Annotated in this window: 22 protein-coding genes and 1 other annotated feature; of the genes, 7 read left to right on the top strand and 15 right to left on the bottom strand. The window is 44.0% G+C overall.

Annotation, left to right across the window (positions count from 1 at the left end; all coding sequences use genetic code 11):
- Window positions 1–3 precede the first annotated feature (3 nt).
- Entirely contained in the window at window positions 4–1,551 is a 1,548-nt protein-coding gene (pruA, locus tag EKN16_RS31010; RefSeq protein WP_125665374.1) for an L-glutamate gamma-semialdehyde dehydrogenase, read from the bottom strand.
- Between the two features lie 223 nt (window positions 1,552–1,774).
- Here pruA and EKN16_RS31005 point away from each other — a divergent pair, with 223 nt between their 5' ends.
- From EKN16_RS31005 to EKN16_RS30995, 3 genes are all read left to right on the top strand, one after another.
- Window positions 1,775–2,704, top strand: a complete 930-nt coding sequence (locus tag EKN16_RS31005; RefSeq protein WP_125665372.1) for a proline dehydrogenase family protein — start codon at window positions 1,775–1,777, stop codon at window positions 2,702–2,704.
- A 54-nt stretch (window positions 2,705–2,758) separates the two neighbouring features.
- Window positions 2,759–3,967 (top strand): ornithine--oxo-acid transaminase, encoded by a 1,209-nt coding sequence (locus tag EKN16_RS31000; RefSeq protein ID WP_125665370.1) that lies wholly within the window; start codon window positions 2,759–2,761, stop codon window positions 3,965–3,967.
- Window positions 3,968–4,067: 100 nt separating this feature from the next.
- Window positions 4,068–4,742, top strand: a complete 675-nt coding sequence (locus EKN16_RS30995) for a DedA family protein (protein ID WP_125665368.1) — start codon at window positions 4,068–4,070, stop codon at window positions 4,740–4,742.
- Window positions 4,743–4,996: 254 nt separating this feature from the next.
- Here EKN16_RS30995 and EKN16_RS30990 read toward each other — a convergent pair whose 3' ends face one another.
- The 3 genes from EKN16_RS30990 to EKN16_RS30980 all read right to left on the bottom strand — a co-directional run bounded on the left by EKN16_RS30990 (window position 4,997) and on the right by EKN16_RS30980 (window position 8,232).
- Entirely contained in the window at window positions 4,997–5,959 is a 963-nt protein-coding gene (locus EKN16_RS30990) for an alpha/beta fold hydrolase (protein WP_232016114.1), read from the bottom strand.
- A 234-nt stretch (window positions 5,960–6,193) separates the two neighbouring features.
- Window positions 6,194–7,561 (bottom strand): sensor histidine kinase, encoded by a 1,368-nt coding sequence (locus tag EKN16_RS30985; RefSeq protein ID WP_125665364.1) that lies wholly within the window; start codon window positions 7,559–7,561, stop codon window positions 6,194–6,196.
- Window positions 7,558–8,232, bottom strand: coding sequence for a response regulator transcription factor (locus EKN16_RS30980; protein WP_125665362.1), 675 nt, complete (start codon window positions 8,230–8,232; stop codon window positions 7,558–7,560). Before EKN16_RS30980 ends, EKN16_RS30985 begins: the two co-directional genes overlap by 4 nt.
- A 619-nt stretch (window positions 8,233–8,851) precedes the next feature.
- On the opposite strand from EKN16_RS30980, the gene EKN16_RS30970 reads away from it, so the two are divergent.
- Window positions 8,852–9,340: an SRPBCC family protein gene (locus EKN16_RS30970; protein ID WP_125665361.1), complete on the top strand. Its 489-nt coding sequence runs from the start codon at window positions 8,852–8,854 to the stop codon at window positions 9,338–9,340.
- Between the two features lie 13 nt (window positions 9,341–9,353).
- Window positions 9,354–9,770, top strand: a complete 417-nt coding sequence (locus EKN16_RS30965; protein WP_125665359.1) for a VOC family protein — start codon at window positions 9,354–9,356, stop codon at window positions 9,768–9,770.
- A gap of 169 nt (window positions 9,771–9,939) precedes the next feature.
- On the opposite strand, the gene yqeK is transcribed toward EKN16_RS30965, so the two are convergent.
- Complete coding sequence (gene yqeK / locus EKN16_RS30960; RefSeq protein WP_125666855.1) at window positions 9,940–10,560, bottom strand: bis(5'-nucleosyl)-tetraphosphatase (symmetrical) YqeK; 621 nt, start codon at window positions 10,558–10,560, stop codon at window positions 9,940–9,942.
- A 91-nt stretch (window positions 10,561–10,651) separates the two neighbouring features.
- On the opposite strand from yqeK, the gene EKN16_RS30955 reads away from it, so the two are divergent.
- A complete protein-coding gene (locus EKN16_RS30955) occupies window positions 10,652–11,236 on the top strand; it encodes a TlpA family protein disulfide reductase (protein ID WP_125665357.1) in 585 nt (194 codons plus the stop codon).
- 166 nt (window positions 11,237–11,402) lie between these two features.
- On the opposite strand, the gene EKN16_RS30950 is transcribed toward EKN16_RS30955, so the two are convergent.
- The 8 genes from EKN16_RS30950 to EKN16_RS30915 form a co-directional block, all read right to left on the bottom strand.
- The gene (locus tag EKN16_RS30950; protein WP_125666853.1) at window positions 11,403–12,188 is read right to left on the bottom strand and encodes an arylamine N-acetyltransferase family protein; all 786 of its coding nucleotides are present in this window, start codon (window positions 12,186–12,188) and stop codon (window positions 11,403–11,405) included.
- Window positions 12,189–12,393: 205 nt separating this feature from the next.
- Window positions 12,394–14,034: a methionine--tRNA ligase gene (gene metG / locus EKN16_RS30945; protein WP_125665355.1), complete on the bottom strand. Its 1,641-nt coding sequence runs from the start codon at window positions 14,032–14,034 to the stop codon at window positions 12,394–12,396.
- A gap of 42 nt (window positions 14,035–14,076) precedes the next feature.
- Window positions 14,077–14,338: a binding site (T-box leader), on the bottom strand.
- Between the two features lie 260 nt (window positions 14,339–14,598).
- Complete coding sequence (locus EKN16_RS30940; protein WP_125665353.1) at window positions 14,599–15,183, bottom strand: TMEM175 family protein; 585 nt, start codon at window positions 15,181–15,183, stop codon at window positions 14,599–14,601.
- A gap of 203 nt (window positions 15,184–15,386) precedes the next feature.
- Window positions 15,387–16,175 carry a helix-turn-helix domain-containing protein gene (locus EKN16_RS30935; RefSeq protein WP_183530709.1) on the bottom strand — a complete coding sequence of 263 codons (789 nt, stop codon included), beginning with the start codon at window positions 16,173–16,175 and terminating at the stop codon, window positions 15,387–15,389.
- Window positions 16,176–16,521: 346 nt separating this feature from the next.
- Entirely contained in the window at window positions 16,522–16,770 is a 249-nt protein-coding gene (locus tag EKN16_RS33345) for a hypothetical protein (protein WP_125665350.1), read from the bottom strand.
- 10 nt (window positions 16,771–16,780) lie between these two features.
- Window positions 16,781–18,103, bottom strand: coding sequence for an IS4 family transposase (locus EKN16_RS30925; protein ID WP_125654374.1), 1,323 nt, complete (start codon window positions 18,101–18,103; stop codon window positions 16,781–16,783).
- 183 nt (window positions 18,104–18,286) lie between these two features.
- Window positions 18,287–19,783: a UDP-N-acetylmuramoyl-L-alanyl-D-glutamate--2,6-diaminopimelate ligase gene (locus EKN16_RS30920; RefSeq protein ID WP_125665348.1), complete on the bottom strand. Its 1,497-nt coding sequence runs from the start codon at window positions 19,781–19,783 to the stop codon at window positions 18,287–18,289.
- A 237-nt stretch (window positions 19,784–20,020) separates the two neighbouring features.
- Window positions 20,021–20,926: a DMT family transporter gene (locus EKN16_RS30915; RefSeq protein WP_125665346.1), complete on the bottom strand. Its 906-nt coding sequence runs from the start codon at window positions 20,924–20,926 to the stop codon at window positions 20,021–20,023.
- Between the two features lie 112 nt (window positions 20,927–21,038).
- Between EKN16_RS30915 and EKN16_RS30910 the strand changes: the two genes are divergently transcribed.
- Window positions 21,039–22,472: an aminotransferase-like domain-containing protein gene (locus tag EKN16_RS30910; RefSeq protein ID WP_125665344.1), complete on the top strand. Its 1,434-nt coding sequence runs from the start codon at window positions 21,039–21,041 to the stop codon at window positions 22,470–22,472.
- Window positions 22,473–22,508: 36 nt separating this feature from the next.
- Here EKN16_RS30910 and EKN16_RS30905 read toward each other — a convergent pair whose 3' ends face one another.
- Complete coding sequence (locus tag EKN16_RS30905) at window positions 22,509–23,690, bottom strand: sn-glycerol-1-phosphate dehydrogenase (RefSeq protein WP_232016113.1); 1,182 nt, start codon at window positions 23,688–23,690, stop codon at window positions 22,509–22,511.
- A gap of 131 nt (window positions 23,691–23,821) precedes the next feature.
- Window positions 23,822–25,864, bottom strand: coding sequence for a molybdopterin oxidoreductase family protein (locus EKN16_RS30900; RefSeq protein ID WP_125665341.1), 2,043 nt, complete (start codon window positions 25,862–25,864; stop codon window positions 23,822–23,824).
- Window positions 25,865–26,175: the final 311 nt, after the last annotated feature.

The raw sequence follows: 26,175 nt of genomic DNA, 5'->3' as shown, positions 1-26,175 counted from the left end.
TGCTTAAAGCCGCTCGGATACGACCTTAGCTTGCATGAACAGCTGCAAATAATCTCGCCCTCCGGCCTTAGAATCCGTACCCGACATATTAAAACCGCCAAAGGGATGAACACCGACTAACGCACCTGTACATTTGCGATTAAAATACAAATTACCAACATGGAACTGCTCACGAGCTTGCTCGAGCCTCTCTCGGCTGCGTGAGATAACTGCACCTGTTAAGCCAAATACGGTATTATTAGCAAAAGTGAGCGCTTCATCGAATGAGCTTGCTTTGATCACAGCTAGCACGGGACCAAAAATCTCTTCCTGCGCAAGGCGAGCCGTAGGCAGCACGTCTGCGATAATAGTAGGTTCGATAAAATAGCCATTAGAAGGTCCCTTGTTTCCTCCGATTATGAGGCGGCCTTCTTGGCGTCCAAGCTCAATGTATTCCAATATTCTGCCATAAGCTTTGTCGTCAATAACTGGACCTATATAAGTCGATGCCTCTGTAGGCTGACCTATGATAAGCTTCTTAGTTCTATCTATGAGTTTTGTAAGCATGACATCATAGACATCCTCATGAATAATGGCTCTGGAGCAAGCTGAGCATTTCTGTCCACAGAAACCAAATGCCGAAAGGGTTATAGACTCTGCCGCAAGGTCTAGGTCACAGTCATTGTCGACGATAATTGTATCTTTACCGCCCATCTCCGCTACGACACGTTTCATCCATATTTGCCCTGGATTCGCCTTGGCGGCTCTCTCATTGATTCGCAGTCCGACTTCCCGAGATCCTGTGAAGCTAATAAACCTTGTCAAAGGATGATCAACCAAATAATCCCCCACCTCGCTGCCCGAGCCCGGAAGAAAATTCACCACACCCGAAGGTAAACCCGCCTCCTGCAGCAGTTCCATGAATTTGGCTGCTATTACTGGAGTCGGACTTGCCGGCTTTAATACAACGGTATTCCCAGTTACGATGGCGGCTGTTGTCATCCCAACTAGAATAGCGAGCGGAAAATTCCAAGGTGGAATGACAACCCCAACACCGAGTGGAATGTAAACAAGCTCGTTATCTTCCCCAGGAATGCGAACGAGCGGCTGCCGCTCGGCAAGACGATCCATCTCACGAGCGTAGAATGCCAAGAAATCTATCGCTTCGGCCGTATCCACATCTGCTTCAACCCAGCTCTTGCCCGCTTCATAGACCATCCATGCCGAGAATTCATGCATACGGCGGCGCAGAATAGCTGCTGCTTTATAGAGATAACGCGAGCGGACGCTTGCCGGAACCCGTTTCCAAGATTCAAACACAGACGCTGCGGTTTGAATCGCTTCTTCTGCCAGCGCTGAATTCGCCTGCCCAATGATCCCGACTATTTGACTCGTCTCTGCGGGATTAATAGAGACTGTCTGGTGATCCGTTGCTATGGACTTCCCCCCTATAATAGGGCCGTACACCCGGCCTAGCTCGGATTCAACTTGCGTTAATGCGGCTTGAAAAGCTATTTGATGAGGCTCCAAAGAGAAATCGGTAAAGGGTTCATTCCGGTAGTCTTCCAGCATGCCAGCACTCCTCCTCTGACTTGATGAATAACAAGTAAAATAGCCACTCTACAACACTCTAAGCAGAAAGGGGGATAAAGATGCTCAAACCGTTAAATTCATTTTGATTTTCTAACGATTTCCTTCAGCTTTCCAAGAGTTAGCGAGCCATATACCCTTCGAATCCTCATACCTCAATCCCTTGCGGCATAAGGATCTTATTATTGATGGAAGGAGATGCCTGATGGATACCCCAACTCAATTCTTTCGCTCCATCCTGCTTGCCCTTGCTGGGAACCGCGCGGTTGAAGCGTTAGCACTCAAATATGGCTTGAAGCTTGGCGCCAGCCAGTTCGTTGCTGGCGAATCACTAGAAGAAGCTCTAGAGCAGGTTCGCCTGTTGAATGCCAAAGGCATCCTCACCACACTCGATCATCTGGGTGAAGGCATTCGGCAGCTCTCTGAAGCCGCCGTATATAAGGATGAATATATCAAGCTGCTCCATCATATTCGGGCGACCGGCGCCTATGCGAATGTATCCCTCAAGCCGACTCAGTTAGGGCTGGCGCTTGATCCGGAGGCCGCTTACACTCACATTCGTGAAATTGTGACTCATGCGAAGTCATTCGGAAACTTCGTACGTATGGATATGGAGAATTCACCCTATACCGATGCTACTATTCAAATCATGAAGCGGCTGCATACGGAAGGACTATCCAATGTCGGGACCGTTATTCAGGCTTACCTCTATCGAAGCGAGGAAGATATACACCTGCTAACAGAGGAAGGATTTAACCTCAGGCTCGTGAAAGGAGCTTACAAGGAAGCAAAATCCATTGCCTATCCGAAGCTAAGCGAGGTTGATGAGAACTTCAAGCGCATCATTGCCCATCGATTACGCAGCACAATCTATACGGGTGTGGCCACTCACGATGAGAAGATCATTGAATGGGTCAAATCCTTCGTTAAGCAAGAGAGGATCTCACGATCTACCTATGAGTTTCAAATGCTGTATGGCATAAGAATGCCACTTCAGGAGCGACTAGCCAGAGAAGGGTATACCGTCCGCTGCTACGTGCCGTATGGACGAATGTGGTATCCGTATTTTGTTAGGAGGTTGGCAGAACGGCCTGCTAATATGTGGTTTCTTGTCAAGAATATGATAAAGCGGTGATTTTCCGAACCCTTTGAGCAGACCTTGGAACGGAATAAAGGAGGAGGCATCACGATGACGAATATCCCTTCCAGCAGAATCATTCAACAAACCGATACGCATGGGGCGAGGAACTATCATCCCCTGCCAATCGTCATCTCGCAGGCGCAGGGCGTATGGGTTGAAGATCCGGAAGGCCGCCGATATATGGATATGCTAAGCGCTTATTCCGCACTCAACCAAGGTCATCGGCATCCCGCTATTATTGCGGCCTTGAAGGAACAGGCCGATAAAGTAACACTCACTTCGAGAGCTTTTCATAATGAAACATTGGGACAATTGTATGCGCAGTTAGCGGCATATACGGGCAAATCGATGATTTTACCGATGAATACGGGGGCAGAAGCGGTGGAGACAGCGCTTAAGGCGATTCGTCGATGGGGGTATGATGTAAAAGGAATTGCAGAGGATCAGGCAGAGATTATCGTATGCGAGGATAACTTTCACGGTCGAACGATCACGATTACTTCTTTCTCTTCAGCACCGGACTATAAGCGTGGCTTCGGTCCCTTTACGCCTGGATTCCGTATCATTCCCTATGGAGATATCCAAGCGCTCGAAGCAGCAATCGGACCGAACACCGTAGGCTTCTTATTCGAACCCATTCAAGGGGAAGCAGGCATTCGCATTCCACCAGCAGGCTTCTTGCGCCAAGCTCGCGAGCTGTGCAGCAAGCATCATGTCCTGCTCGCAGCTGATGAGATTCAGACCGGCTTTGGTCGGACGGGTCGTCGCTTTGCCTGCGATTGGGAGAACGTCGTGCCGGATATGTATATTATGGGTAAAGCGCTCGGAGGCGGTGTGTTCCCTGTATCGGCCATCGCTGCCAGCCCTGATATTCTGGGCGTCTTCGACCCCGGTTCACATGGTTCCACCTTCGGCGGGAATCCGCTTGGAAGTGCTGTCGCATCTGCTGCGCTGAAGGTGATTGAGGATGAACGGCTAGCCGAGCGCTCCGAAGAGCTTGGCAGCTATTTATTGGAAGCATTGAAGAGCATCCACAACCCGCTCATCACTGATATTCGCGGACGCGGTCTATTCATCGGATTGGAGCTAGCCGTGCCTGCAAGGCCTTATTGCGAGAAAATGATGGAAGCCGGTCTGCTCTGCAAAGAGACGCATGAGCACACGATCCGGTTTGCCCCGCCGCTTATCATTACACGGGAAGAGCTAGATTGGGCCATCGAGCGAATCTACTCGGTCTTGCGTGTATCCTCGACTTAAGTCTAGAAATAAACTGTTCCATAGTCCGTTCTTCAACTCATGCTGTAAGGGTATAGTTAATTTAAGTACTTTTACCATTTGCTTTGAAGGAGTAGGATGTATGGAATGGATAAACCGCTTGTTTGAGCAATATGGCTATTTTGTTTTATTTTTCGGCTTACTATCCGAGTCTTTAGCAACACCATTCCCAGGAGAATTAGCGATGGCCTATTCTGGATATATGGCCTCTCTCGGCCAATTCCATCTGATATTCGTGATCCTATTGTCCTTCCTCGGAACGACAATCGGGACAACAATTACTTATTTCATTGGACAGAAGCTGGGAATACCCTTTTTCACTAAGTATGGCAAATACATGTTTCTACATCCTGGGCGAATTGAGAAGATAACGTCCTGGTTCGAGAAATATGGCAGTAAAATCTTGCTCATCAGCTATTTCATTCCTGGCTTTCGTCATTTCACAGGCTACGTCTCGGGAATTATTCGGATTCGTTTTCGTACGTTTTTAATTTTCAACCACACAGGAGCACTGCTATGGGTGACTACCTACATTATGGTTGGAAGACTACTTGGACATCGATTCGAAACAATCATCCATCTGATTACGAAATACTCCATCCGGGCTGGGTGCATAATCGCACTTGGAATTGCAGCTTTCATACTGGTTAAAAAATATAAGAAACAGCTCTTCGTATTTGCAAGAGCAAACTCTTATGTCATTCTATTGGCACTATTAGTAATGGCTTTAAGCTTATTGAGCCTGAGCTCCCCTTAAGCTTAAAGCTTTTTTTTCTTGTTTAATCGTTGTGTTCTCCATCAGACCACGAATGATCTAACTTGGAACCTACCTCGCCTGCAAATACGATCCTACCGTTCTCCGGTAGTAAGACCTGTTTCTTACCGCTAACCACGGTGAATCTCAGCCAGGGTTCGCTTTCACAAACAAAAAGTGAAAAAACCACCCAATGGGCGGTTTTTATATCACTTATATTCATGTACAAAATAGTGGAGAGACCTGTTTCAGTTCACTTATTTTATTTCTTTCATAAATTCTCTAAAGTTTTCAACGATTTCTTTTGATTTGGTATGGTGTAGATAATGTTCTCCGTCAAGTGTAATCACTTTTCCATGTACAGAATCTTTGACTTGCTCTTCATGCAGTGGTATCCATCTTTTCACACCTGTGTTATTCGCTTGAATAAAGAAAATAACGGGAAGATTTTTAGGGAATGTTAAATTTCTAGCTGCTACAAAATTAGGATAAATATTTTTCATTTCATTCAGGGTAGTGGAATTATTCATGTTCTTATTCGTGATCATTCTTATTTGTGCTTTTGTTTTATCATCATACGGCAATGAAGCATACGGGTCGCCAGATATTTTCGTGATCATTCTCAAGAGACCGGAATCTTTGAGTAATTTAAACGTTTTTATTGGGAATTTGACATCCATTCCGCCCTGCGTTGGAACACTGCTATCAATCCCTGCAAATGCACTCACTTCGTTTGGATATTTGTTCGCATAATCTAATCCGTAAATGCCTGCAATGGAATGGCCCATTAGCGTGTAACGATCAATATGAAGCTGCTGTAAAGCTTCATGAATTTCACTTACAATATTCGCTGTGTTTCGTTCCTTATCGGTTCCATCACTTAATCCATAACCAAAAGGCTCAACCACGACTACTTTGTAAAAGGGTGATAGTTCTTCCACTAGCGGCTTAAAATCAAGTGCCGGCGCTGATGTTCCAAAGCCTGGCAGGAGCACGACTGTTTCTTCGCCTTTTCCTTGAATCAAAACATTCATCTTTTTCCCATCGACGGTTACAGACTGACCATAGGGTTCTATTTTTCCCTGCTCCGATTTGTTGCAGACAATATTAACTATAAAAACAATGGCTAGGAAAAGTACTATTAGTATAGCTATAACTCCTATGGATTTAAGTATAATGTTAAGCGCTTTTTTCATTCTCGTACCCTCTCTCATTTTCATTACCTCTCTTAGTTGCACTCTCATCTTCTCCTGTCCTCATCTGTTTATAGGGCTACCTTAACGAACCGGTAATGAAAGCTTATACGACGAAGATGTACTCCCTGTGACGACAATATGAACGGAGTATGAACAAGCAAAAAAAATGCTGCGGCGTCACATGCAAGGAAGCTTGCACATAATGCCATAGCATGGGGAATGCGGTTAGTCAATCCGATTGATACCACATGAAACTAACTAATCTGTTGGCGTAGTGATTGGCAAGGTGACAATGAAGGTCGTTCCTTGGCCTGGTTCGCTTTCCACTCGGATGTCGCCTTGATGAAGCGATACGATCTGTTTAACGATGGCGAGTCCCATACCGCTACCGCCATACTTACGACTGTGGGAGCGATCGGCCTTAAAAAACCGTTCGAATATACGCTTCTGGTCCTCGAGGGAAATACCAATGCCAGTGTCGGATATTCGGACTATCACATTGTTGATATCTTGTTTGATGCTGACGTTAATAACGCCGCCATCTTCAGAAAATTTTATGCTATTACCGAGTATATTGGTCCACACCTGATTGAGCTGGTCATGATCAGCCGTCAGGTTAATTGCCTTCAAATTGAGCTCGAAACGGATGTTGCGAGCTGACCATTGCGGCTGGATCGCGACGATCACTCGTCTGATCTGTTCATCAAGACTGAAGGTGACCAACCGCAGTTGCTGTGACTGCGATTCAAGCAAACTCAGCTTTAGCAGGCTATCGCTCATCTTGGACATCCGATTTGCTTCAGCGATGATAATATCGAGATAGCGGCTTCGGTCGTTATCTGCGATGTCTACTTGCTTGAGCGCTATAGCATAACCGGATATTGAGGTGAGCGGAGACTGAACCTCGTGGGACACGTTCGTTACGAATTCCCTGCGCATCTGCTCAAGTTGCTTCAGATCGTGCATCATTTCTTCGAAGCTGCGAGCCAAAGTACCCAGCTCACCCTTTTGCTTAATATTCAGCTTGACGTTGAAATCTCCACCTGCTATCTGCCTAGTCGCTTTTGTCAGCTTTTTGATCGGTCTGACTAGGAACATCGCAGCAACCAGAATCAATAGGCTTCCTGCTATCAACGAATAGGTTGAAAAGTTCAAAATCCACTTTATGATAAAAGAGGTGGAAGGGAGGGCGATCGATTCTACAAACATCGCTTTCGTTCCCATGTCAGTTGTCAACGGCAACCCTAAGAGGACCGTAGCAACACCAGTCGGATTGACTTGAACAACTTCTCCATCTAGTACTTTTTTTACTTGTTCCATAGTCACAGTGGTAGGATTGTGTCCGTTAAGCGCTCCGTATGACTGGAACTGTCCTGTTTCTTCGTAAATTCGAATATGATAAGATTTAAGCTGATTCATTCCACTAACGAAATCGTCCGCCTCACGTAATGGTAATTTCTCGTAAATCCGGGCGATGTCCTGACCGAAGTAAAGTAAGGGGATTTGTAAGTTTTCGTTCAATTTATCTTTAAATACCCAAGTTGACACAAAAAAGGAAATGATCGTTCCTCCGATTACGGAGACTAGAAATATCAGGACGACGCGTGTATATAAGGATCTGATCATTCGTACACCTCAAGCCGGTAGCCAAGCCCACGCACCGTCTCGATACGAAAATCGGGTGTAGTCGCGAACCGTTCGCGCAGGCGTTTAATATGTACGTCTATCGTTCGATCATCTCCAGCGTAATCGATCCCCCAAATTTGATCGATCAACTGCTCGCGCGTATAGACTTGTCCGGGTGTTCCAGCGAGCTTATATAGCAATTCGAACTCCTTGAGCGGCAACGTGAGCGACTCCGTCCCTCTCATCACCTTATAGGTCTGCCGATCAAGGATGACGTTGCCGAACTGAATCGTCTGCGTGGAGCCAATCCGGTATCGTTTCAGTAAAGCCCTAACACGAGCTGTCAACTCCAACGGATCGAATGGTTTCGTCATATAATCGTCCGTCCCAAGTTCGAACCCTTTCACTTTCTCCCATGTTTCGCCTCTTGCAGTCAGCATAAGTAACGGAAGATCAGGATTGGCTCTTCGGAGCTCCTTGCATAACGTCCAACCATCCATAACCGGCATCATAATATCGAGCACGACAAGATCGACATGCGTCGAGGCATAGACGGTCAATGCTTCCTTGCCGTCCGCGGCTTCGGCTGTTTCGAATCCGTCGTTGCGTAGAAATAAACAGACGAGTTCGCGAATGTTCGCATCGTCGTCAGCAACCAATATAGTAGGCATCCGTTCCCTCTTTTCCCTGTTTTCCATTCCATACAGTAGTAACCATTATACTATAAATAGATCTGAAACATTGAATAACGTAACGTATCATATCTAATCTTTCTAGGCTCTCTGTCCACCACTGTATTACAATCTTGACTTTACTCATAAAGCTTCCCCTCATTCCAATATCACCTGATTTACGAAGACTGCGGTATACCAAGGTGTCGATAACGTCCGTTGTTGAGAACAGCAGCGACGCATCACCTACCATGGCGTAAAACATTCCGAAGTCGGCATTCAAGTTTCTTCCAACTGAAGCAAGGTGAGAATCAAGATCGTTGGCTTCAACATGGGAAGACTAATATAGCGCATTTGCTGCCACCGGGAAGCACCGTCGATGGAGGAAACTTTACGGCTCAGATTTAGCTTGTTCTCTTAGGTAGCCGAGCATACCAAAAAGCCGTCCAAATCGGACGGCTTTCTCTCCTTTATTTGAGTGCAATCATGTCCGTTACAACAGCTCCAAATATTCCTTGACAGGAATATTCCTATAAAGGTATATTAAAAACATGAATTTGACCTTTATGCTCTTGCTGAGCGGAACGGTTACCATTAATAATGGTGGAGGAATGAAATCATGGCAGAAGAACAAGCAGTGAATTCAACGTTTACCTCAGTTAATAATAACGAACTCCTTGTTAAGCGTGTCTTGAATGCTCCGCGTGAACTCGTTTATCAAACTTGGACGGATCCTGAACACTTGCCACATTGGTGGGGACCCCGAGGTTTTACGATCACCACGCATGAAATAGACGTACGCCCAGGTGGTGTGTGGCATTACATTATGCATGGTCCTGACGGAGTTGATTATGATAATAAAATCACTTATATCGAGGTCATTAACCCCGAGCGCCTCGTTTATTCCCACGGCGGAGATGGTGAGGACGAGCAGTTCCGAGTGAACGTGACTTTTGCAGTGCAAAACAATAAGACCGAACTCACAATGCAGTCGATTTTCAAATCAGCTGCAGAACTAGAGATGGTCATTAAAGAATATGGAGCTATTGAGGGTGCAAAATCAACACTTGATCGACTTGAGGAGCAATTGGCGAAGATAAAACTATGATGAGGTGATAGGAATGGCACTACAAGCAAAACGAATTTTCGTGAATTTACCGGTTAAAGATCTGAACAAATCTATTGATTTTTTCACGAAAGTTGGCTTTGAATTTAACCCTCAATTTACAGACGAGAGCACCACGTGCATGATTGTAGGAGAAAATATCTATGTTATGCTGCTCGTTGAAAACCGCTTTAAAACTTTTGTCAAAAAAGAGATTGCGGATACAACGACAACTACAGAAGTGATTGTGGCTCTATCTGCTTCAAGCAAGGAAGAAGTCGATGAGATTGTAAACAAGGCCCTTGCCGCTGGTGGGAAGCCTTTCAATGATCCGATTGACCATGGCTTTATGTATGGATGGAGTTTTGAGGATATCGATGGTCACCTCTGGGAGTTCATCTATATGGACGAAAGTGCTGTCAATCAAGCTTAAATGGCCTATCCGGCTGTCGAGAAAACCTCGACAGCCCTTTTAATATCCTGTTAAAAGGTATATTCTCTTTCAACTTTACAAATTTTCACTTTGTAATTTTGGTATCAGTCTTGCATACCTATCGAGAACATAGGTCTTCGAATCTCATCTTTCATGACTGAATCATTCTTCAACATTCCCTCAGGAGTTGATCTAAATCATAAAATGCATCCCTTAACCATGGATGTACCACTCTCAATTTTTCTCGTTGCTGCCAAAGGTAATTAATATAGGCATATGAAGCATGCTCTATGGATTTTTCAAGTCCCTGATAGATGTCTTTGATATAAGGTGGACTTCCGGACTGGTCCCATGCAATTTTATCAGCAACAAATAGTACATTATCCAGAAGTGTAGCGTGCTTTCTCAAAGTTGTATGACACCCTACCGCGTTCAGAATCGTAGGATTCGATATGTTGAACAAATTCCTAGCCATCTCTTTTGATAATTTCTGATGAATGATCATCGGAAAGGTTTCTTCTTCTGGTAAAACCTCAACTCCTAGCTGATGAGCAATAGATATTCTTATTTCGTTTGGGAATACCGCACTAATATCATGCAGATATCCCGCATACTCAGCTTCTCTTGAGTTAGCACCAAACATGATTGCAATTCTTTTCGATTCTTCCCCGACTTTTAAGCAGTGCACCCCTATCTCCTCACAGCCGTTCCTCGATAAGAAATTATAAACGTCCTCACGTAAGTTTCCGGTTAACTCGCTAAATAATAACTCAGAATAAGCTGCGTGCATAAACAATATCCCCTCCAGCTTGAGCATCCATTCTTTTATATGGTAACATATGTAATGTTTGTAAGTCGTAAGATATGAAAGAAGGATTCTCATGAAACGTACAATTGTTTTCATAGTAGTAGTTCTTTGCTTAGCTGGTATAGCGATATATCAGAATAATGAGAAACAAAATACGATGCTAACTTTTTCCGCTCACATGAAACCGAAGCCTGATTATATTGCTCCTACGCTACAATTACCTGACCTCAGCGGTATGAGCATTGTAATAGGAGGTAAACGGGACAAGCTGCTTCTCGTTAATTTCTGGGCATCCTACTGTAGGCCTTGTGAACGGGAAGCGCCATATTTACAGACGTTGTCGAAAAAGTACAGTGAACAGCTTCAGATATATGGTATTAATGCAACGAGCTACGACAAGGAGAGACAAGCTAGAGAATTTGTCGATCAACAGAAACTCACATTTCCAATTCTAATGGATCGTAAAGGTATAGCACTAGATCTGTATAAAATTTCTTCGTTTCCGACAAGCTTACTTATCGACAGTGAAGGAATTGTAAGGGAGCGCATCACAGGAATCATTTCGGAGAAGAAGTGGGAGACAATCATTGAGAAATGGATTGATTTGAATGATCGGCAGGATCAAGAAATTAGTGAACAAAGGCAACCGATATATTAGGCCGGTTGCCTTTTCTTTTGCCTATCGAACTCGTGCTGAGCGCTTTTCACACATGTACTTGCTACATCCCCGCCACGGTGTCGAACAGACCTAAAGCCGGTTTTCGAGGTTCCAGGATGAGCGTATCATCCTTTCAATTTCACAACTATGGTTACCTCCGGCCTTCTCATAGTTCTTGGAATCCAAAATGCTGTTTTGCTAGCTCTTTGAATTTAACATTGTCAATCTGTTCCTTTTTCGATTTTCCATTAATCCATTGTGTGAAAGAAGTATCGGTTAACGTTACATTCCCATCGCTTTTAAGTTGCGTAATCAGTGGAGTTTTATTAAATCGTGATTCTTTGTGCTCAACGATGATTCCTTGGACTTCATTCAATTCAGATAAATTCTCTAATGATCGTTTTGAATCAAAAGCATAACCTATTTTCCAATCTGTATCTTTATATTTTAGTTTCATTTCAAGTATAAAGTCCCCATAATCACTTTCCATGGCTTTGACTCGAAATTCACCATTCACAGAGGAGGTTGTTTCACCATTTAGCGGCACAGGTTTTAGCGGTAGGTTGCCACCAAACCCAGTATCAATCAAGTACGTTTGACCTTCATGCTGCAAAAGAATAGCTACATGCGTTCTACCAAGTTTCGACCAGTCTTTCGTCTCATTATTGTATACTTCTCCGCGAACTAATACTACATTATACCCATTCTCAACTAAGAAAAAATAAAGCAGAGGATTCAATTGATAGCATAGACCACCTTCATTTTTTATGAGAATCTTGTTAATCAAATTTTCTTTTGTTATAGCTCTTGTTTTATTTGAAATGATGCATAAATTTTCAAAAGGAAGGATTGTTGCTGTTTTTTCAAGAATGTTATCTAATGTTTCAAATGTAAGTTTTTCGTTCTCTGGGATGCCAAGTCTTTTACGAAATAGCCCATTCAACTCATTCATTATAAAGATTCCCTCCATTTTTTGACTCAAAGATCGTTTTCTCCTGAAGATAGACTCAAGTGCTAGGAAACAAATTGTTTTAATTCGTTATTCCTTCCTGGATATTATACAACTAGCTATACATCTGGAGAAGCCAAACTCTGTACGGCTCCATGTACTAGTGGAGCAAGTCTTGCTAAGTATTCTCTCGCGACCTTCGATTGAATTACAATTTTTGGTTCTCCAATAAACTTGTTTCTTCTTCAATCCGACTAATGTCATTACGCTGGAATAACAACTCTAGGTCTTGGATTTGTCGGTTAGCTGGAACTGAATTCAAATTCCAAATGGGTTGGCCAAGTGTTAGAAACCTTCTTATTTTTTCACAGGAGAAGGGAATGAACGGATGCAATAAATTAGACAAATTCGCTATCATTTGCACACATGTATGAAGTGTATATCCACACGCTTCTCGATTTTCCTTGATCTGTGCCCATGGCTTTTGTTCATCAAAGAATTTGTTTGCTCCGCGAACATAAGCAAAAATTAGCTCAATAGCTTCCTTTAGATGACCTTCTTCAATTAAGACCCCAGAAGCTAGATACAAATCCTCAGTTGTTTTCTTCCATTCTTCATTAAGGTTTCCTTCAGGAACACGTCCTTCAAAAGATTTGTCGATAAAAGCCAATGTTCGATTAACAAAATTACCAAATGCGCCAAGCAATTCCCCATTGTGGCTATGGATGAACTCCCTCCATGAAAAATCAGTATCCCGTTTCTCTGGTCCATTGGCGATCAGAAAATAGCGAATGGAATCTGGTTGATAGCGACTCATAATGTCCGGTACCCAAACAGCCCAATTGCTACTTGTCGAAAACTTTTTCCCTTCTAAGGTCATATATTCACAGGAAATTATTCGATCTGGCAAATGGAGACCACCTACACCCAAGAGCAATGCTGGCCAAACCACTGTATGGAAAGGTATATTGTCTTTACCATGCACATAATAAGCGGTTATTTCCTCCGTTCCCTTCAGCCAGAAAGATTCCCAGCTACCACCTGTCTCAGCAGCCCACTGCTTGCTTGCCGATAAGTAGCCGCTGACTGCTTCGATCCAAACGTAGATTTTTTTATCTTCGAACCCTTCAACCGGAACATCAACACCCCAAGTTAAGTCCCTAGTTACAGCACGATCTTGAAGTCCTTCTTTTAAGTATCGTCCGGTTAATTGTACAGCATTTTCTTTCCATCCTTGAGCTTGTTTTGCATACTCGGTCAATTCAGCTTGGAACCCAGAGAGTGCAAGGTAATAATGCTCTGTTGGTCGCTCAACAGGAGGGTTCCCGCATATCTTACAAGTTTTGTCTGATAGGTCTGCAGGATCTAGCAATGTAGAACAGAAATCACATTGATCGCCTCGGGCACGGTTCTTACAAACAGGGCAAACCCCCTCAACATATCGATCTGGTAAAAATCGTTGGTCCGTTTCACAATACGTCTGCTGGATTGTTTTTTTGTATAAATATCCTTTTTCCAGTAGACTCAAAAACAATTCCTGTACGACATGATGATGAAAAACTTGATCAGTACGCGTGTACAAATCATAAGTAAACCCCAACTGTTTAAAGCACTCGGCAAACTCCTGATGAAATCGATCGGCAATATCCCCTGGCGAGACCCCCTCCTGAATGGCTTGCACTGCAACAGGTGTACCGTGGCAATCACTACCCGAAACGTACAACACCTTTCCTCCCTTCGAACGAAAATAACGTGCTAACACATCTCCTGGCAATAAACTTGCCAATCGTCCCAAATGCAATGAACCGTTCGCATATGGCCAAGCTCCGCCTATAAAAATATTTGCCATTAAGACTCCTCCTTTTTGGACAAACAAAAAAAGCCCTCATCCCGAAGGGACGAGAGCTATGCTCACGTGGTACCACCCAATTTTATTAATGCCTTGCAGCATTAACCTCTTCAGGTACGACGCGTTTGCGTTTATACCCTAGCACAGTAACGGGTGCGGGTTCCGGCGCAGCCTACAACCAAATGAGGGTTCGATGCGCAGCTCAGAGACCATATTCCCAAGGTTATTCTTTACCCCTTTTCAGCAACCGGGGCTCTCTGTATTAAGACATCACCATGGTACTCTTTCTCTTCTTAGCTTTTTTCTGAATATTCAAGTTATTGGAAAGTATACTGAATATGATTTCCTAAGTCAAGGTTATTAAATAGATGGCTTGCCGCTACTTGTGATACGGTTCTCCGCGCTGTCTGTAACGGCAAGTTACGAAATATGGCCATCCTTTAATGGATGGCCATGAATGAATCTTAACTAATCTTCCGTTATGCGCTAGGAGGCGTGCAGATAAGGAATCAATGCGGCTTGCTCCTCCATGTTTTTTCGTAATTCCGCAGGATCCCTTCATGGTTAGGAGGACCTGTTCCTTAATACACGCTCGATCCGCTGATCAGGCACGAACCAGATCGCAGCGACAAGCACGTAGAAGAAGCATGACACCCATGAATTGAGATATGCCACTACAATAGCAATCAGGTAGAGCAAGAGTGAAATCTTGCCTTTGAAGTCCCTACCCATCGCGACCACGAAATCGGAATCGGAGGAGTGCTGTTTAAGAATCTCGTGTTGCAACAGCCGGTACGAAAAGGCCGCTAACAGCAACACGATACCATACAACGCCGTAGGCGTGGAGGAGAAGCTACTTTCTCCTATCCAAGCCGTGGAGAACGGCACAAGAGATAGCGAGAATAGCAACAACAAATTTAGCCACATTAGCTTTCCGTTTAAGCTATGAACCGTGTGGAGGAGATGATGATGGTTGTTCCAATATATCCCTACATAAACAAAGCTGACCGCGTAGCTGAGGAACTTGGGAACCAGGTCGACCAAGGAATTCCAATCGTGGCCCTCGGGAACTTTGAATTCGAGCACCATGATGGTAATTATGATGGCTAGCACGCCATCGCTGAACGCTTCCATGCGATTCGCTTTCAACACATTCATTCCTTTCTGAGAAAGTTCTGAAATTGTAGTTTCGACACAAGCATTGAATTCCCTTCTTCCGCTTCAAACTTTCTTAGGAAAACCACTCTTGGAAAATAACCGTATTCCAAGCTCTTTTTCATAGTCATGTGCTCCTTAAAAAACTTGCCGTTACTTGTGATACGGTTCGCCTTAACGGGTATAACGTGTACTTCTCATTCGATCGAAGCTACATCAAGGAATTGCGTTAGCAATTCTATTTTTCCTTTTAAATCATCATTCCAATTTGTATTCGGTCCAATAGCAATCATTTTATCAATACTTGAATGCTTATTTTTTTTAGAATTTTCAATTTTCTCACAGATTACAGAGATAACAGTGATTATCCCTTTTTTCAATTCAATAATATAATCATCCTCAATGAACATTTCTGGTAATAGAATTTCTCGACACTCCCAAACGTGAGGTAGTGTCTTAGCTAATTTTATAGCCTTTTCATCTTCATATATTTTCAAATAAAGAAAGCAAAGATTTGCTTTAGTTGTACTTCTAATTTTTTCATTTGTACTACTTAACAACACACGTTCAGATAGTGTAATAGCTTCATTGACTAACTCAAATTTTGTATCCGTATTAATTTTTAACGTTAATGCTAATGCAAGTTCAGACAAAAATCCACAATTGTTAGGGTATACTTTTATCGCCTCTCTAAGCGTTTGAATAGCTTCGTCAATCATCCCTTTTGACTCATATTCATGGACAATAGAAAATGTGCTGTTAATTTTTTCGACATTGCGAATATCATCCATTCCCATCAATTCATCAATTGATACATTATAGTAATTTGCAATGCTTGGAAGCATGGTGACATCTGGATAAGTCGAGTTATTTTCCCAACGGCTAATTGCTTGAGGGGATACACCAAATACCTCTGCAAGCTTTTCCTGTGTAAGTTCGTTTTTAATTCTAAGTTTTCGAAGATTTTCGCCAATTCTGATTTTCATAATCATTACTCCTCGTATAATATTTCTTGAAGCTTCTATAAAAACAATACTACAAGCAACTTGCAAATCACCATTACTCATTTGATGAGCAAAAGACAACTAAAGTGAGATTAGTTTTTAAGTTATTTAAGACGTCTCATCCTGCTTAGAGACGCAAACAACTAAACAATATAATGCTGCGCAACCTCTAGAGCCAGGCAGTTTTAAAAATCCAATTATGGTTAATTGCAAAAAAAAGATCAACAAAAAAAGCTTTTCGCCTCTCTACTGGAAACGATATGGTATATCTCCTTGCCAATACACCATCAATCGTTATCTCCATATGTCCGCTGATAACACAGGAAATTCAATTCTTTGCTTTACCATCACTTGTGATACGGTTCTCCGCGCTGTCTGTAACGGCAAGTTTTTCACGAAGAAAGGCCATCCCCATGGACAATGTCATTAAGTTAAGCTCAAAGACAAGATAGGGAATAAAAATGGAATCCGAAACGGTATGGGAAAAAGCCCTGTGCCGTTTGTTTTTTTGTGCAAGCAAGGAAAAAAGCGTACAGCAAACAAAGCGGATGGAATATCCGCTTAAAAAAATGTTCATATGAACCGAATTATGCTACTCTGTAGACGAAGCTAACAGCTGATTTATAGCGAATTTTGCGCGTATTCTGCTGCCCTGGTCGAATGGGTCGAATCGGCAAAATGTTTTTGCGAATCAGTGCTTCAACATCGGGCAGGGATTCATCGTCCCTTGGGCGCAGGAAATGTCTACAAACATGAACGGCGACCGTGAAGTTGACTTGGTATTGGTGCCGTTTATCCATTTGGGAAATGACGACGTGTGAGGTCATCATTTCAGCGAAATTGTACATGATCATTCTTGCGAAAATCTCTTGGATGATGGACTCTTGCTTCTTTGCGTGAAAATTCGTCAGACCGACGGTGTATTTTAATGCTCTGAAAGAAGTTTCGATGCCCCATCGCATGTTATAAATGGACTTGATTTCATTGGGTGGGAAATCAGCGACTGAAAGATTCGTAAGGACGGTTTCATAAGCGCCACTCGGCAGGACGAAACGAACAACCCGAAAGGAAATCGGATAAAACAAGTTCTCATGCCGATCCAAAAAATCAAATGTAGACGTGGAAGGGACGAACTTGTAAATCTCGGGATGAGCCTTGACTTCTTTGGTATGTTTTTTGGTGAGTGTCAGATGAACGTCAATATCAAACTCTCCGCTAAAGGGCAAATGCAAGCCCGAAAGAATACCACTGGAATTCAGATCCTTTACCCGTATGACATAGTTCCACCCTTTGCGTTCAATATGCGCGAAATTGTTGTAACTTTCATACCCCCTATCGGCAGTAACAATGGTTTTGCCTTTGATGGGGGAACGGTCAACCATAGCAGCAAGCGCCCTTCCCTCGTTGCACAACCTTCGTGGCTGAACAATGGCATCCACGTAAAATCTATTGCACAAGTCATAGGCTGCGTTCAAATGCAGAAGGTTATAGCCTTTCGTGTTCGGTTGACTTTGAATATAAGTTTCCGTGTCGGCAGGGTCAGTTGCGACATGCAAATCCGAACCGTCAACGGCAAGTAATCGATACCCTCGATAGTCCTTGATATTCGTATACGATTGCGTAAATTTGTGAAACAAGAATTCCACAGCAGACGGCAGGATTTTATTCCTCTGCTGGACAAAAGCAGAAGTGGTTGCGGTGTTTACGTCATAGCCCTGCGATTCCAAGAGTTCCTTATATATGCTGTTCCCCCCCATTGAGATCAGGAGTTGCATAACCGTTTCAAAGGGTAGCTTTTTCTTTCGGGTAAAATCTTGTTCAGGTTTTTTGACATAAGGTGCTGGTGCCGCTGACATTTCTCGTATGAGGGATGTCAGCGTTTCTTTTAGCGAATTCGCGTACTCATTCATTGGCGTAACCTCCTCGTTTTTCCAAGGGGCTTCGCCACACAATTTCATCTGCTTGTCAAGTTCTATTTTCTTTTTTGTGCAAAAAAAGAGCGGGCTATCTTTTCGATAACCTGCTCTTGTTCTTGATTTTTGGCCCTGCGCCTTAACTTAATGACATTGTCCCCATGGATGGCCTCACACTTTCTACAAGTTCTTCTTACGTATTGCCTCCCTTGCTTCTTCCCGATCATCGAAGTGTATCGTTTCGTCTTTTAGAATTTGATACGTTTCATGCCCCTTCCCCGCGATAATAACTATATCTCCCGAACTGGCCACTTCAATAGCACGGTTAATCGCTTGCCTACGATCAACAATCAGTTCATACGAGTCAACAGGAGCTTGAGAATCAATTAAACCACGCTGAATGTCCTTAAGTATGCCGTTAGGGTCTTCAGTACGCGGGTTATCAGATGTAATGATAACAAAATCACTGTACTTTGCAGCCAGTTCACCCATAATTGGACGTTTGGTTCGATCTCGGTCTCCACCGCAACCAAACACAGTAACTATTTTCTTTTCCGCAAAATCACGTAAAGTAGAGAGCGCTTTGTCTAAACCGTCCGGGGTATGAGCGTAGTCAGCAAGTACAAGAAAATCCTGTCCCTTATCAACAACTTCCATGCGACCAGAGACACTCACCAATTCTGCTACCCCTTGTTGAATCACATCAAGGGGTACTTGTTCCACAAGTGCGGCGCTAATTGCAGCAAGAGCATTGTACACATTAAACTTTCCAATCATCTTAAGTTCTATTGACGTCTTTCCAGCAAAGGAGAGCAAGTTGAATTTTGTACCTTTTGAAGTTAACTGAATATCTTTGGCCATTACATCTGCTAAGTTATTGATTCCATAAGTAACAACCTGTGCACCAGTTACACTTTTTAAATACTTAGATGCTTCGTCGTCAGCATTTAAAACGGCAAACTTTCGTTTGGAAGGGTCTGCCGAGAATGAGTTTCCCATTCTTGAGAAAAGTAATCCCTTTGCCGCGAGATAGCTTTCCATTGTTCCATGATAATTTAAGTGGTCTTGTGTTAGATTTGTAAAAACGGCTGTTCGAAATTCACAACCAAGTACCCGACCCATGTGAAGACCCTGAGAAGTAACTTCCATTACACAGAAGTCAGTCGAATTTTCTTTCATTTTGCTTAGATTTGATTGTAACCGATTAGGATCTTGTGTATTTATATCTGTTTCGAACATTGTGGAACCAATTTTAGTGCCGATATTCCCCATCAATCCAGTTCGGTACCCTGCTTGAGCAAATATTGACTCGATCATGTAACTTGTTGTTGTCTTTCCATTCGTTCCAGTAACTCCAATCAACTTGAGATCCAAACTTGGGTACCCGTAGAAATGTGCCGAAAGAACTGCTAAAGCGTAACGAGCATCAGATACTTTTACAGTTGGCACATCTACATACACATCACGCTCTAAAACCAAAGCAGCCGCACCAGCTTTTATAGCCTCATCTATAAATTTGTGACGGTCTTCTTGGAATCCAGGAATACCGGGAATACAAACAAAAAGCTCTCCCGGTTTTAGATGTTGCGAGTTAATGTTTATCCCTGAAATCTCAACGTCTGTATCTCCATTAACGTGAGAAATAGTCAGTTGATTAATAAGCTCCTTTAATTTCAAAAGTGTCCCCCCTGACTCGAGTCAGAAATCTGCTTACATAATATAGTATTCCCCCTGTGGAATGATTTTTCTTTCAGTTTAATGAAAATATCGAATACCTATCCATCTAGTTCAGTTACATATTCTGGTTAATCAACAGGCTTGTATCACCACTAAACTAAACTAAACTAAACTAATCTGTTCAGTTAGCTGAACAAAGGGCTGAACTGCGCTCCCCTATCCTTGCCTAATGAGGCATTATACTGTCTTTCTCCTATGGAACAACTGCTTTAAGCTGTCCAAATTAGCACAAATTGTTCCGCCGATAATTGTAAGGACTCCCGCAGCCATTAACCAAGTGATCTTCTCGCCATAAAATAGCATTCCGATTGCGAGGGCAATCAGCGGCGATACATAGAGCCAAGTTGACGGAAAGACGGGATTCGTTTTGGCAACAAGCCAATAGAAAAGACTATGTCCTACCATTGAGCCGATAACGATTAGGTAGAGAAGAGGCCCGATCACTTTGGTCGTCAACATGCCCTTGATGTCCACTTGTTCCGTGAAAGAAGACAGAATAAGCAGCAGTAAGCCTCCCATAATCATTTGAGCCGCGTTTAGTGCAATGGGTGATGTTTGCGGAAATCGCTGAATAACTTGTTTGGAATATAGCGCACCAGAAGAATAGAAGATCTCCCCAATCAAAATCGCGATGCATCCGAATACCCAAACTTTATTAGCGGTCACGGTAAGGCTTGGAAGCAGCAGCAAGACGATTCCAGCGAATCCAAGGATGCACCCGAATATAGAGAGTGCCGTTGCCTTCAGCCGCATGACGAATGTTTGCATGATAAGAATCATCATCGGCCCCGTAGCTGATAAAACGGCAGCTATACCGGAAGATACATATTGTTCCGCCCAGTAAAGGGCTGAGAATGTGCCGAACGTTAGGCCAATTCCAGTGAGCAGCACTTCTTTACGGAATAACAGCGCTAAGCTGGCCTTTTTTCTCCATACCATCCAAAGAAACAAAATGATACCTGCCACCGTGAACCTTAATCCCGCTGAGAAGAAAGGCGGTGTATGAGCATCCGCACCTACTTTAATCGCCAAAAATGTTGTACCAAAAATGAGACATACGAGCAAGTAATTAAAAATAATCATGGATGTTCCCCCTTTTGATGTATCATACTAGACAGGGGATAGAACAGATGAATGATAACAGAACAGATTAGTAGAGCTTTGACTATAATTAACGAATAGGGGAGGACGAGCTGTGAAGCAAGAGGAGTCATCGACGAAAGATACTAAACTTCTTTTTAGACAAGCATACGATTATATCGTCACTAGGATCGAGCTGGGAGAGTGGCAAACTCATGACAAGCTCCCTTCGATTAGAATGCTCGCCCAAGAGCTCCGGATTCACCGGCTAACTGTATTTCGGGCCTATCAGATGTTAAAACAAAACGGGAAGGCTTATGTAAAGGAGAAATCAGGTTATTACGTAAGTCCAGGAAATACGCAGCAGGTAATATCTGAACATCCGGAGAGTCACCCCGTCACCTCTTCCGGCTTCTTGAAAAACTCCTTAGCCGAAATTCAGCAGGTACCTGTTGTTTATCAATTCTCCCAAGCACTGATCGATCCGAATTTGCTGCCTAATCTTTACCTGTCCGAATATGTTAAGCAAGTTTTCGACGATTATCCAAAATTAATGGGTACTTACTCCAATGTACAAGGAGACGAGGAGCTTTGCGAATTCCTTTGTCGCTATATGAAGGAGTCACACAATCTTCAACTGTCAGTAAGCGATCTGTTGGTTACGACCGGGGGCCAGCAGGCGATTGACTTGATATCTCGGGTATACATCAGACCGATGGACCCCATTTTGGTAGAAAGGCCGACATATAGTTCTGCGCTGGATATTTTCCGCCAGCAGGGTGCACGGATTATCCCAGTCGACATTACACTGGGTGGTTATGATCTGGAGAAAGTTGAAATGCTGATGATACAGCATCGACCCCGGATTTTCTACATGAATCCAACCTTTCATAATCCGACGGGGTACACGGTTCCCAAGGCTCAACGCAAGCAGCTTGTTGAACTGGCTGAACGGTATCACTGTTTACTAGTAGAAGATGATGCCATTCACGAGATGTATTTTGATGAACCGCCTCCTGAGCCCATGCTTACTTACGATACAAATGGTTGGGTTGTGTATATCCGCAGCTTCAGTAAATATGTGGCGCCGGGACTTCGCATTTGCGTCGTCATCGGACGACCTTCCGTGATAACACCTCTCCTTACCGCAAAATCGCTGGCTGACAATGGAACCCCTCTCGTCAACCAGAAGCTTTTCTTACACTACTTCGAATCAGAACGGATGAGGCAGCACTTGAAGAAGCTGCGCATCGCTCTCCAAGTAAGAAAAGAAATCGTGGAGGAGGAATTGAAAACTACCGGATGGACATGGGACAGTCCCAAAGGCGGCTTCAACCTGTGGCTCAAACTTCCCGAAACCCTCCCTGTAGAAGGATTTCTAAACGAATGTATGGAGCAATCAATCTCTTTCATTCCGGGTATAATTTGTGATCCGCTCAGAGAGATGCGATCTTGGATCCGTTTAAGCTATTCCTTCATTAATGAAGAGCATTTGAGGAGTGGAGTCAGGCGACTTGCAAACATTGCGGAGCGCTATTCTGTCCGATAATAGAGAAGCTCCGCTGCCCCTCGAAAGAAAGATCCCCTACTTCGCTTCGTTATAGGCTCTCAACAGCGTATAACGGTTAGGCCGAACGAGATGCGCTTCATTCAGGCTTCTCGTTAACAGCTCTGGTTTCACTCCAAGCTCCTCTGGAGTCGTTGCGCCACCGACGGTCCTCAAGAGCTGACGAATCGTCTGCTCATCTGGAATCAAGCTGATTTCGTCCCGAATCGCTTGCAAGAGTGCGGGAGCAACGGGAACAAGAGAATCATCAGCGAGCTGATGATACAATCTGGATATCTCCGCGCAGGCAACACCAACCTTTGCTCCGTGGAGAATTTGTCTACTTCCAAGACGAAGAAATTCCATTTCCCAATAATGGGATAGATGATGCTCAGCGCCCGACGCCGGATGAGATTGACCAAACAACAGCATGGCAAAGCCTGATTCAAGCAAGGCACCCATGAGCAGTCGTATCCCTTCCGAGCTGCGCTTGGCAATTTCATCACTATGATCCACACATTGCTGTAATGCATTTCTAGTCATCTCAGCTACCACTTCAGAGTAAGGCTCTCCACCTGCAAGATGTCCAAATTTCCAATCAAACAGCGAAGTGTATTTACCTAACATATCGCCAAAGCCCGCCGCAACAAGCGCAGCCGGTGCCTTCGTCAAAATATCTAAATCCGCAAAAATCGCATTTGGACCGATCGCAGTGATTGTCTTTTTCTCGCCTCTTAGAATGATTGGCGCTCCCTTAGAATTAAATCCATCAACAGATGGCGCCGTTGGTACCGATACAAAAGGGATATTTAACGTATAAGCAGAGAAGCGTACAATATCATGCAGCGTTCCCGTGCCAACAGCCACAACAACTTCTGAAGAGTGAGTCTTCAGCGCCAAGATGAGCTGAATGATCGAAGCTTCATCTGCGATGACGTCACCTTGATGGTCAGGATCGATAATTGTCACCTGTACTGCTACTCCAAGCTCCTGTATAGACGACTCCAACGCCTGACCGGCAATGTCATAGGTTCGAGCATCAGCTACTATTGCGACGTGACCATAATCTTGATCCTTCAAGTATGGTGCAACCTGTTGAACGGCACCGTGCTCAAGCAGGACTGGCCCGATAGCTAATAGGTCGGGGTCCAATCCCTCTATTCTGGAGGCTGCTTGTTGAATTGAATCCATGAAATGGGTCATTTGAATTCCTCTTTTCATTGCAAATTTAGTTGTCCATATAAGAGTGATTCTACTATTCAATCCGGTTTATAGGCTATTATAGATAGAACTCATAGAATGTGATATACCCAATCAAGCTTTGGCAATTCGTTTAAGATAACAGACGTGAGTTAAGAGTTTACTTTCTCTACCTGTACACGACCCGAGAAGAAGGTCGCCCCCTCTCCCATATCCGCCACGCGATCTGGGGTAAGCGAATTGACCAGCGCCTTGCCTTTGGCAGCATCGGACCATAGCCCTTGACTTAACACCACACCCGGCAGGACATCTTCCCCTACCGCCGCTGTGAGCTCGCAGCTCCCTCGCTCATTAAATGCACGCACAGCATCACCATTATCAATCCCAAGTCTTGAAGCATCCGCAATATTCATATGCAGCTTCGGTGTTTTCTCCAGCTTCACGTGCTTCTCATTATTCCCAAAAGTCGAGTTCAAAAAGTTATGATTAGCAGTTGGCACGAATAAGAAGGGCAGTGACTCATCTTCAACGAGAGATGTGTAGGTTGGCAGGGGTGGATAACCCTTACGCTCCATCGCTTCAGAATAAAGCTCGATCTTACCGCTTGGCGTTCGCAGCTTCCCTGGGAATAGCGGCTTCACCTTTGCTTTTACAAATTCATGATCCATCAAGGCTTGGACCGTTATTTCTTGCACAGGAGGATTATTCGGATTGTCTAGTGCCTGACCAATCATATCCTCATCTGTATCTAGGAATGGCTGTTCATCGAATCCCATCGCCTGCGCCAATAATCGAAACACATCCACATTGGATTTGCATTCCTCATAAGGCTCAATAACGGGCTTTTGAATCTGCAAGTAATGATGCCAGTAAGAGCTGTAGAGATCCATATTCTCAAAGGATGACGTAGCCGGCAGCACAATATCAGCATAAGAAGCGGTCTCAGTAAGGAATAGATCATGAACAACCGTAAATAGATCCTCTCGCTGCATCCCATCTCTCACCTTGTTTGCATGCGGAGCAACGACAGCGGGATTGGAATTATATACATACAGCGAGCGGATAGGTGGATCAAGCTCAAGTAAGGCCTGACCGAGCAGATTCATGTTGATTTTGCGTGTGCTGGTCTTCAGCAGATCCGGTCGCTCCAACGCGCGCTTATTGAGGCTTAAATAACCACCATTTCCTTTAATCGCTCCGCCACCTTGCTGAAGCCATTGACCTGTCAGTGCCGGCAGACATGCAATCGTCCGGATAGTCATTCCCCCGTTATCATGATGCTGCGGACCGTTGCCAATCCGAATGAAGGCTGGCGTTATCTCTCCATACATGCGGGCAAGCTTCAAGATATCTTCAACTGGGACACCCGTAATAGATGAAACGACCTCCGGTGAATACTGCTTCACATGCTCGCGGAGTTTCTCATAACCCGTTGTATACTGCTGAAGAAAAGCCTCATCCACCAAGCCTTCATCGAATAAAATATGCATCATCCCAAGCGCGAGCGCTGAGTCGGTACCAGGCAGAATCGGAATGAACCAGTCCGCCCAGCGTGCTGTACGATTGTTATGGACATCAATAACAATGATCTTAGCTCCATTCTTACGCGCCTTCTCAGCAATCGTCACCTGATGCATATTGGTACTTACCGCATTAATACCCCACATAATAAATAACTTGGCATGAACGGTATCTTCTGGATCCGTACCGTAGCTTCCACCCATCGTATAGCCATAGCCTTCCGTACCCGCTGCTTCACAAATGGAGTAGATAAGCCGACTTGCTCCCATCCGATTAAACAACCGCCTGCCCATACCTTCGGTTCCAATTCTACCCATATTGCCGTAAAAGCTATAAGGAAGAATCGCTTCGGCACCTTCCGAGGCAATAACCGATTTCCAATTGGAGGTAATGGTCTGAATCGCTTCTTCCCATGTTATTCGCTCGAATTGGTTATCGCCCTTCTTCCCAACCCGCTTCAAAGGGTAGCGAAGTCGCTTTTCATCATAGATGCGTTCCGTCATGTGACGGACTTTATTGCAGATAGCCCCTTGCGTGACTGGATGGTTCGGATCTCCTTCTATTTTGACGATCTTGCCGGATTCCTTATGAATAAGCAATCCGCATTGATCAGGACAATCGAGTGAACAGACAGAGGGAAAGACACCTGACTGCTGGTCTATAGTAGATTTCATGATCGCTCTCCCTTTGGGGTTTTCACACGCACCGTTGCTTACGTAAAGTTAAGTAAATTATAGCATATGGGCGGGGTGCATTCTTACACCATATCCTGCTTGATATATTCGAAGCCTCGTGCATAGAAGCCCGCTGCGCGGACGGATCATTCTTAAGGGTCACTGTTGTCTCCCTATTTCTTGATTCTATCCCTTAGGGGTAGAAATAAGGAGACAAAGGCGAACGCTAGCGCTTCTTCAGAACGATTCCGTCCGCTTCGCTTTTGTTTCGTGTTGGCTAGCACTGATTATGGGTTAGAGCCAGAAAAGGA

It is taken from the genome of Paenibacillus baekrokdamisoli, from assembly GCF_003945345.1.
In the GTDB taxonomy this organism is placed as follows: Bacteria; Bacillota; Bacilli; order Paenibacillales; family Paenibacillaceae; genus Paenibacillus_Z; species Paenibacillus_Z baekrokdamisoli.
This window is presented reverse-complemented; position numbering and strand designations above follow the sequence as displayed.